Here is a 9,478-nt window from a genome sequence, read left to right on the forward strand (position 1 = left end):
ATCTTCATCACTCCCCAGATAGGCTTCGATCACCAACGGATTGTTTTTCACTTCATCCGGCGTGCCTTCGGCAATTTTTTCACCGTGGTCGATCACCATGATCTTGTCCGCCAGGCTCATGATCATGTCCATCTTGTGCTCAATCAGGCAGACCGTGACACCGTGATCCACCATCTTGCGAATCAAGGCCGCCAGGTTTTCCGTTTCTTCCGGGTTGATCCCGCCTGCCGGCTCATCCAGCAGCACCAGCTCCGGATCCGTTGCCAGTGCCAGCGCAAATGCCACGCGCTTTTTCTCTTCCTGGCTGATATCCGCGGTAATGCGATGACCGATGTGAGACAGGCCGACAAAATCCAGCACTTCCTGGGCCCGGGCACGACACTTTTTCTCTTCGTCGCGCAGGCGTTTGGAATTGATGATCACATCCCAAAGGCGTGACTGGGTGCGCAGACGGTGGCCCACAATCAGGTTGTCCAGCACCGTGGACTGATCGAACAGCATGGTGGTCTGGAAAGTGCGTGCAATGCCCAGCCGGGCAATGCGATCACAGGCCATGCCGGTAATGTCCATGCCCTGGTATTCGATACGCCCCTCGGTGGGCGCCATGGCACCGGCCACCAGATTGAAGAAGGTGCTCTTGCCGGCCCCGTTGGGACCGATGATGGCGTTGATCTTGTTGGCTTCGAATTCGATGCTGACGTTATTGACCGCCGCCAGCCCGCCGAAACGTTTGGTGAGGTTATGAATCTTAAGCATGGTTACCGGCCTCCTGCGTGGATGCTGCCGAGGACTTGCTGGACGACGTATTGCTGGCCGCCTTCTCTTTTGCCTGGCTGGCATCGTGCGCCGCCGCAAGGCGACGACCGCGCCAGGACAGGAAGGAACCCACGACCCCTTTCGGGAAGAAGATCACCAGCACCACCAGCATCGGCCCGAACACGATCATCCGGTACTCTTCCAGGAACTGCAGTGACTGGGTCAGCCAGGTAATTACCAGGGTACCCAGCAGCGGGCCCATCAGGGTGCCAATGCCGCCGACCAACAGGTAGGTAATCATGTCGAAGGTGTGTGTCACCTCGGCTTCCGCCGGGCCGATGAAACGCACCATGCCGGCATACAGCGCACCCGCCACACTGGCGTAGGTGGTAGACAGCACAAACGCCAACACCTTGTTGCGCATCAGGTTGATCCCCAGCGACGCCGCCAGGTCATCACTGATACGAATGGCAAGGAAGGTCCGCCCCAACAGGGAATGCGCGATCCGTGATGCCAGCCAGATGGACAGCACCATGAATGCCAACGCCAGGTAGTAGAACGGAGTGGTCTCGGTGAAGTCCACCAGCCCGAAGCCGCTCGGCGCAGGAATATTGATAATCCCCAGGGCACCGTGGGTCAGCTCTTCCCACTTATCCAGCAACAGATAAATAATGAAGCCCACGCACAGGGTGAAGATGGCGAAGTAGTGTTCTTTCAGGCGCAGGGAAATCACCCCCACCAGAAAACCGAGGATAGCGCCCACGGCCCCTGCCGCGATAAACGCCGGCCAGAAGGCCCAGCCATGATCCACAGTAAGAATCGCCAGAGCGTACGCCCCCATGGCAAAGAAACCGCCGTGGGCAAGATTCAACTGACCACACAGGCCAGTGATGATGTTCATGCCGTACACAGCAATGGCCCAGACAAACGCCAGTGCCATCACATAGATCTGGTACTCGTTGCCCGCCACAAAGGGGAACAGCAAGGCCGCCACGATCATTGCGATCTTCATGGCCGGGGTCATAAAAAAATTGGAAATCTTGGTCAGGGCACTCATTAGTGAACCCCCTTGCTGAACAGGCCAGTCGGCTTGATGGAAAGAATCACCACGAGCAGGGCAAACGCGATGATGTCCTTGTAATCGGTGGAGATATAAAAGCCGCCGAACGCTTCGGCAAAGCCGATGATCAGGCCACCAACAATGGCACCGGGTATGGAGCCCATGCCACCCAGGATAATGATCACAAAGGCTTTCATGATCAGCAGATGCCCCATGGCCGGGTAGACCAGGTTGATCGGCGCGAACAGGGTGGCGCCAACCGCCGCCAGTGCCCCGGAAATAGCGAATGTCATCATCGCCACCCGGTTGGCATCAATGCCGACCAGAAAGGCGCCTTCACGGTTCTGGGCCATGGCCACGATGGTGGAGCCAGTCATGGTTTTCTTCAGGAACAGATGCAGCACTGCCATTAACGAAAACGCACCCGCGATGATCAATACCCGCTGAGCCGGAATGGTCATGCCGGCAATATCGAGAATGTCGGTATAGGGCGTGGGCATGCGACGGAACTCGGCGCCCCACTGCATTTGCACCAGCGCTTCGAGAAACAACATGATGCCGATGGCGGCAATCTTGTCGTGAATCGGGGGCGCATGGCGCAGCGGGTTGAACACCAACCGTTCACACAGTACCGCCAGCAGCGCCACTGCCACGGCAGCCAGCAACATGGCCACCCAGTAGTTCACACCGAAGTCGACCATGGTGATATACGAGACATAGGCGCCGACCATATACAGCGCCCCGTGAGAAAAATTAGGGACGTGCAGAATGCCGTACACCAGCGTCAGCCCCAGGGCCACCAGCCCGTAGATGCTGCCCAGCGTCAGGCCATTGAGCACTTGTTGAAAGAACAGTTCCAAGGCAAAGCCTCCTGTTTTGGGAGAAACCCGCTAGCGGCCATTTGCCGCCCTTCCCTGATCACCGATCACGGGAAGCGGTTTCTCGTTTTTGCGTTGTTATTCAGCTCCGCGGAGTAGCGCATCCGCTTATCTTTTATGTTGGAGCTGACTCGGCCCACCCACCATTAGGCAGGCCGCAAGGGAGCCCCTGAATCCAGACGCTCCCGGGTGCAGTCATCTACGATGCCTGCTGTTCCTCATGGCCGGCCCACTCCTGCTCCTGCAGGGCTCGCCACATCACCTTGCCGGTGGGCGAACGGGGCAGTTCATCGCGGAACTCCACCACATGCGGCACCTTGTAGGCCGCCATTTCCTCTTTGCACCAATCAATGATGGCCTGCTCGGTGAGCGTGCCTTTCATGTCATCGCGCAGAACCACGCACGCCTTCACGCTTTCACCTCGGCGTTCGTGGGGGGTGGAAATCACGCAGCTTTCCTGAATCGCCGGGTGGCGATACATCAGGCTTTCCACTTCTGCCGGCCACACCTTGAAGCCAGACGCATTGATCATGCGTTTGACCCGGTCGACGATGAAGAAGTAGCCCTCTTCGTCGATGTAGCCCAGATCACCGGTGCGGAAGAAGCGCTTGCCATCCAGCTCCAGAAAAACCTTTTGTGTCTCCTGGGGGCGTTTCCAGTAACCCTGAAATACCTGCGGGCCATGGGTAATGATTTCCCCCACTTCGCCCTGCGCCAGCTCTTTGCCGGTTTCCACATCAATAATGCGCGAATCGATATCAAACACCGGAATACCCAGACACTGGGACTTGGGACGGTCGGTGGGATTAATGTGGGTGCCGGCAATGGTTTCGGACAGGCCGTAACCTTCCATGTAACGCAGGCCGGTCAGCTTGAAGAGTTTGTCGGACACCGCCGCCGGCATGGCCGCCCCGCCGCCACCGATATTTTCCAGGGAGGACAGGTCGTATTTCTCCACGTCCGGATCGGACAACAGATCGATAGCCATGGTGACAATGTTCACCCAGCGGCTCACCTTGTAGCGCTCGATCAGCTTGGCCGCCACCCGGCGGTCCCAACGGGTCATCAACACAATCAGCGAACCGCCATAGATGGGCGAATTCATGGAGCCCTGCATGCCGGTCACATGAAAATACGGCAGCGTGGCCAGGGTGACAGACTCGGTGGTGCCATGGCTCCAGACGGCCCCCTGCACACAGGTGGCCATCACCGACGCATGGGTATGCATACAACCTTTAGGCGCACCGGTTGTGCCCGAGCTGTACGGAAACACGGCAAGATCATCCGGCCCCACCAGCAATTCACTGGGCTGTTTGGCGGCCGCGATAACGTCCTTCCAGGCCAGGTGTGCCGGGTCCGCCAGGGCAGCAGCAGGCGCCTCCACTTCCGGTGGCAGGGGCAAGTCCGTGTCACGGACGATGTAATCGCTGTAAGCCGCCACAATCAGGTGGCGCAGATTCACCTTGCCCACCACAGGCGCAATCGCCGCCAGCAACTCCTGACCGCAAATCGCCACAGACGCTTCGGTATCTTCCAGGTAGTGCTCCAACTCCGCCGCCCGGTTCATGGGGTTCACCGGCACCACAATGGCGTTGGCACGAAGGATTGCGTAGTAGCTGATAATGAACTGGGGGGCGTTCTGCATGAACAGCAGCACCCGGTCGCCCTTTTCCACCCCCAGTGATTGCAGGTAGCCCGCCAGGGCATCCGCCTGCTGCTTCAACTGGGCAAACGTGAGGGGGCTGTCGTAATAGTTGATCGCGTCCCGTTGCGGGTAACGCAATGCAGACACCTCCAGATTGGTATAGAGGCTGGTCTGCGGCAGGCTCAGATGCTTGGGCATATTCTCTGGCCAGACCGCATGATGCCGATCAGACATGTCTTACTCTCCCGAACTGCAGCCCTCGCAGAGCTGCTTTTATTGTTGATACCCGGAAACCGCCGGATAAAACCGATAAGACCGGGCTAGCGCAGCCTGCTCATCGGTGAATACAAAGTGTTGACTCGCCGGTCAATCTGACACGCCCCAAAGGGGGCGTCAATACTATTTTGGAACTACGTTTTGTTTTTTGAAAACAAATATCGCAGGGAGGGAAAATCAGGAAAGGCAAGCCGGGGACCAAGAACATACCACTGAGTATGCCGCATGCACACACCGGCCATCAGAAATTCGGACAGGTATTTTATTGCAGGAAACGGGCGCCAGCCCGCTAGGCTTGGGCCGTCAGCAAAGAGGGAGAGTGCTGCAGGCTATACAAAAAGGTATCCACATAATCCGGTGCCGCATCCGCCAGCTCAAACACCGACGGGTCCAGCAACCAGTGCATGATCAGCCCGGTCAGCAGGCTGTGCAGTAATGTCACCGCGCGACCAACGTCTAACCCGGCAGGCAGCTGCCCCTTGTTAATGGCATTCCTGAAGGTGGTTTCCAGCCCTCCGGAGGCCGCTTTACAGGCATCCTGCTGCCGCTGCATCAAATCCAGGTTCTCTCCACTGAATTCGCACTTCTGGAACATGATCTCGAAAACTCGCCGCTGGGAGGGGTCCCGTGCGACTTGCTGTAACAAATAGACCATAAACTCGCGCAGGCGACCCAACGGATCCGCCTCATCGCCCGCCTCCGCCCGCTGAGCCAGGGCCTCAAAGGGCAAGCGCCGACGATCCGCCATGGCAATGAAGACATCGTGTTTATTTTTGAAATGCCAGTAAATCGCCCCTCGTGTCACGCCTGCCTCACTGGCAATATCATTCAATGAAGCGGACAACACACCCTTGCGGTGGAATACCTGCTCAGCCGCATCCAGAATCCGGGTACGGGTTTCCATCGCTTCGGCCTTGGTGCGCCTGACCATAGGAGGCTCCCAAATGGAATTAAGGATTTTTTGTGCAAGTTGGCCCACAGGCCTATACATACATCGTCGAATGTATATACTGAACCTGATTCAATTTTCATGCAAGCGTCACTGGTCCGTCTGCACGGGACCGGTCTGTGGCGTGCTTTAGCGTGTTTCCAAGCACTGAGGTGATTATGCGCAGCGGTTTCATTCTCCCCCTGATGGCAGGCGCGCTCGTCCTGCAGCTTAGCGGCTGCGGCGATGCAGGCCAGCCCGGTCAACAACAACAGCAGGCCCCCAAAGCCGGTTTCGTCACGGTAAAAGCCGAAACCATCACCCTGAATCGGGAGTTACCCGGGCGTACCACTGCGCACCAGATTGCCGAAGTGCGGCCCCAGGTCAGCGGCGTCATTGAGAAGCGCTTGTTTGAGGAAGGCCAGGAAGTGGAAGCCGGCCAACCGCTGTACAAGATCGACTCGCGCACCTATCAGGCCGCCGTGGCCACAGCCAAGGCCGAGCTGGCACGCTCCCAGGCAACGTTGAAGTCCAACGACCTGCGCGCCAAACGCTTCAAGAAACTGCTGGATTACAAAGCGGTGAGCCAGCAGGAATACGACGAAGCACAGGCCCAGCTGGATGAGAACAAGGCCGCTGTGGCAGCCGCCCGCGCCAACCTGCAAAGTGCCCAGATCAACCTGGACTACGCCACCATCGAAGCGCCTATCAGTGGCCGCATTGGTCGCTCCAGCGTCACCGCAGGTGCCCTGGTCACGGCCAACCAGGCCAACACGCTGGCCACCATTCGTCAGCTGGATCCGATCTACGTGGACCTGACCCAGTCCAGCAATGAGCTGCGCCAGCTGCGTCAGGCCATGCAAGCCGGTGAGCTGCAGCAAGTCAGCGAAGATGAAGCCCGCATCACCCTGATCCTGGAAGACGGTTCTCATTACAAGGAAGCCGGTGCTCTGCAATTTTCCGAATTTGCCGTGGATGAAAGCACCGGTTCCGTGACATTGCGCGCCCTGTTCCCGAACCCGGAAAGCGAGCTGCTGCCCGGCATGTTTGTGCGCGGTCGCCTGCCGGAAGGCCAGCGCGAGGACGCCATCCTGGTGCCCCAGAAAGGCATCACCCGCGACCCCACAGGCCAGGCCTATGCCATGCTGATCGACAGCAATGACCAGGCCAAAAAGGTGAAGGTCAGCACCGAACGGGCAGTAAAAAATCAGTGGTTGATCGCTGACGGCCTGAAAGACGGTGACCGCCTGATTATCGACGGCCTGCAACGCATTCAACCCGGCGCCCCGGTCACTCCGGTGGACACCGAGAATGACGACAACCAAGGCGAAGCCGCTCAGCAAGCACAGCCCCAGTCCCCCGCCGGGAACACCGGCGAGGCACAAAGCGCAGCGCAATAACGCGCAACGACGAGAAACGGGATTCCCATGGCCAGATTTTTTATTGACCGTCCGATTTTCGCCTGGGTTATCGCCATCATCATGATGATGGCCGGTGCCCTGGCCATTTACACCCTGCCCATTGAGCAGTACCCCACCGTTGCGCCACCACAGGTGTCCATTGCCGGTAACTACCCCGGCGCCTCGGCAAAAACCGTGGAAGACTCGGTCACCCAGGTGATCGAGCAGCAAATGAACGGGATCGACAACCTGCTGTACATGAGTTCCAGCAGTGACTCCTTCGGTAACGCCGCGGTGAACCTGACCTTCGCCCCCGGCACCGACCCGGATATTGCCCAGGTACAGGTGCAGAACAAGCTGCAACTGGCAACCCCGCTGTTACCCCAGGAAGTACAGCAGCAGGGGATGCAGGTCACCAAATCCTCCGATTCCTTCCTCATGGTGGTGGGTTTCACCTCCGAGGATGGCAGCCTGTCACGGGCCGATCTGGCCGACTACGTGGCCTCCAACGTTCAGGATCCGGTCAGCCGGGTGCCCGGTGTGGGCCAGATCCAGCTGTTCGGCTCTCCCTACGCCATGCGCATCTGGCTGGACCCGAACAAGCTGAACAAGTTTGATCTCACCCCCCAGGACATCACCCAGACCATCCAGGTGCAGAACAACCAGGTGGCCAGTGGCCAACTGGGCGGCGCCCCTGCGGTGGAAGGCCAGCAACTGAACGCCACCATCATTGCCCAGACTCGTCTGGAGGACGTGGATCAGTTCAAGAACATCCTGCTGAAAGTGAACCCCGACGGCTCTCAAGTCTTCCTGAAAGACGTGGCTCGAGTGGAACTGGCAGCACAAAACTACGACGTGCAGGGCCGCTACAACGGCCAGCCGGCCGCCGGCCTTGCCATCAACCTGGCCACCGGCGCCAATGCCCTGGACACCGCCGAGGCCCTGCGTGCCCGCCTGGACGAACTGCAACCCTACTTCCCCGACAAGATGGAAATGGTGTTCCCCTACGACACCACTCCCTTCGTGAGCATCTCCATTGAGGAAGTAGTGCACACCCTGTTCGAGGCCATCATCCTGGTCTTCCTGGTGATGTACCTGTTCCTGCAGAACTTCCGCGCCACCCTGATTCCCACCCTGGCGGTGCCGGTGGTATTGCTGGGCACCTTCGCTGTGTTAGCTGCCTTCGGCTTCTCCATCAACACCCTGACCATGTTCGGCATGGTGCTGGCCATTGGCCTGCTGGTAGATGACGCCATCGTGGTGGTGGAAAACGTGGAACGGGTGATGCACGAGGAAGGCCTCCCGCCCAAGGAGGCCACCCGCAAATCCATGGGCCAGATCACCGGCGCCCTGGTGGGTATTGCCCTGGTGCTCTCCGCCGTATTCGTTCCCATGGCCTTCTTCCCCGGGTCCACCGGCGCCATCTATCGCCAGTTTTCCATCACCATCGTGTCCGCCATGGTGTTGTCCGTACTGGTCGCCTTGATCCTCACCCCGGCGCTGTGTGCCACCATGCTCAAGGCCAAGGACAGCGAGCACCAGACCAATCACGGTTTCTTTGGCTGGTTCAACCGCACCTTCGACAAGAGCAGCCGCCGCTACCAGGGCAGCGTGGAGAAGATCCTCGGGCGCCGTGGCCGCTACCTGTTCATCTATGTGGTCATCGTCGGCGTGCTTGGTTTCAGCTTCATGCGGCTGCCGTCCAGCTTCCTGCCGGAAGAAGACCAGGGCATTCTGTTCACTCTGGTGACCCTGCCGGCCGGCTCCACCCAGGAGCAGACCGTCGATGTTCTCAAGAAGATGGAAAACTACTATCTCAATGAAGAGTCTTCCGCCGTGGATGGCCTGTTCACCGTGGCCGGCTTCAGTTTCACCGGCCAGGGCCAGAACGCCGGCATGGCGTTCGTGAACCTGAAAGACTGGTCAGAACGGGACCTGTCCGTGGACGGTGCCAACAATGTGGTTGGCCGCGCCATGGGCTACTTCTCGACTATCCGTGAAGCCATGATGTTCGCCCTGAATCCGCCCTCGATTCCCGAACTGGGCAATGCCAGCGGCTTCGACTTCCAGCTGTTGGACCAGTCCGGCCAGGGCCATGAGGCTTTGATTCAGGCCCGTAACCAGATGCTCGGCATGGCCGCCCAGGATCCACGCCTGGCCGGGGTACGCCCCAACGGCCTGGAAGACAGCCCGCAATACCAGATCGACATTGACCAGCAGAAAGCCAAGGCGCTGGGCCTGTCCATCAGTGATATCAACAACACCCTGCAGATTGCCTGGGGCTCCAGCTACGTGAACAACTTCGTGGACCGGGGCCGGGTGAAACGGGTGTATGTACAAGCCGATGCGCCCTACCGGATGCTGCCGGAAAACATCAACGACTGGTTCGTGCGTAATAATCAGGGCGAAATGGTGCCGTTCTCCACGTTCGCCACCGGCCACTGGACCTATGGCTCGCCCAAGCTGGAACGTTACAACGGCGTCTCCTCGGTGAACATCCAGGGCAACGCGGCACCCGGCTACAGTACCGGTGAC

General features: G+C 58.9%; 7 protein-coding genes. 2 read left to right on the forward strand and 5 right to left on the reverse strand.

Annotated elements, in window-relative coordinates; genetic code table 11:
- From A3754_RS11370 to A3754_RS11390, 5 genes are all read right to left on the reverse strand, one after another.
- Positions 1-756: ABC transporter ATP-binding protein (locus A3754_RS11370; RefSeq protein ID WP_063519777.1), on the reverse strand; the 756-nt coding region annotated here is incomplete at its 3' end.
- Positions 749-1,813, reverse strand: a complete 1,065-nt coding sequence (locus tag A3754_RS11375; RefSeq protein ID WP_063519778.1) for a branched-chain amino acid ABC transporter permease — start codon at positions 1,811-1,813, stop codon at positions 749-751. The genes A3754_RS11370 and A3754_RS11375, both read right to left, overlap by 8 nt.
- Positions 1,813-2,676: a branched-chain amino acid ABC transporter permease gene (locus A3754_RS11380; RefSeq protein ID WP_063519779.1), complete on the reverse strand. Its 864-nt coding sequence runs from the start codon at positions 2,674-2,676 to the stop codon at positions 1,813-1,815. The genes A3754_RS11375 and A3754_RS11380 overlap by 1 nt, the downstream gene beginning before the upstream one ends.
- A gap of 217 nt (positions 2,677-2,893) precedes the next feature.
- On the reverse strand, positions 2,894-4,573 hold the full coding sequence (locus tag A3754_RS11385) for a long-chain fatty acid--CoA ligase (protein WP_063519780.1): 1,680 nt from the start codon (positions 4,571-4,573) through the stop codon (positions 2,894-2,896).
- Between the two features lie 331 nt (positions 4,574-4,904).
- Positions 4,905-5,546 (reverse strand): TetR family transcriptional regulator, encoded by a 642-nt coding sequence (locus tag A3754_RS11390; protein WP_063519781.1) that lies wholly within the window; start codon positions 5,544-5,546, stop codon positions 4,905-4,907.
- A 176-nt stretch (positions 5,547-5,722) separates the two neighbouring features.
- Between A3754_RS11390 and A3754_RS11395 the strand changes: the two genes are divergently transcribed.
- Both A3754_RS11395 and A3754_RS11400 read left to right on the forward strand, forming a co-directional pair.
- Complete coding sequence (locus A3754_RS11395; protein WP_063519782.1) at positions 5,723-6,943, forward strand: efflux RND transporter periplasmic adaptor subunit; 1,221 nt, start codon at positions 5,723-5,725, stop codon at positions 6,941-6,943.
- Between the two features lie 27 nt (positions 6,944-6,970).
- A partial coding sequence (locus A3754_RS11400) for an efflux RND transporter permease subunit (protein WP_063519783.1) occupies positions 6,971-9,478 on the forward strand: 2,508 nt, incomplete at its 3' end.

Source organism: Alcanivorax sp. HI0083 (assembly GCF_001635175.1).

What these genes read in the sequence shown, in the direction of transcription:
- A3754_RS11375 (WP_063519778.1), bottom strand. Translation starts at nt 1,813, where the DNA reads ATGAGTGCCCTGACCAAGATTTCCAATTTTTTTATGACCCCGGCCATG.
- A3754_RS11385 (WP_063519780.1), bottom strand. Translation starts at nt 4,573, where the DNA reads ATGTCTGATCGGCATCATGCGGTCTGGCCAGAGAATATGCCCAAGCAT.
- A3754_RS11390 (WP_063519781.1), bottom strand. Translation starts at nt 5,546, where the DNA reads ATGGTCAGGCGCACCAAGGCCGAAGCGATGGAAACCCGTACCCGGATT.
- A3754_RS11395 (WP_063519782.1), top strand. Translation starts at nt 5,723, where the DNA reads ATGCGCAGCGGTTTCATTCTCCCCCTGATGGCAGGCGCGCTCGTCCTG.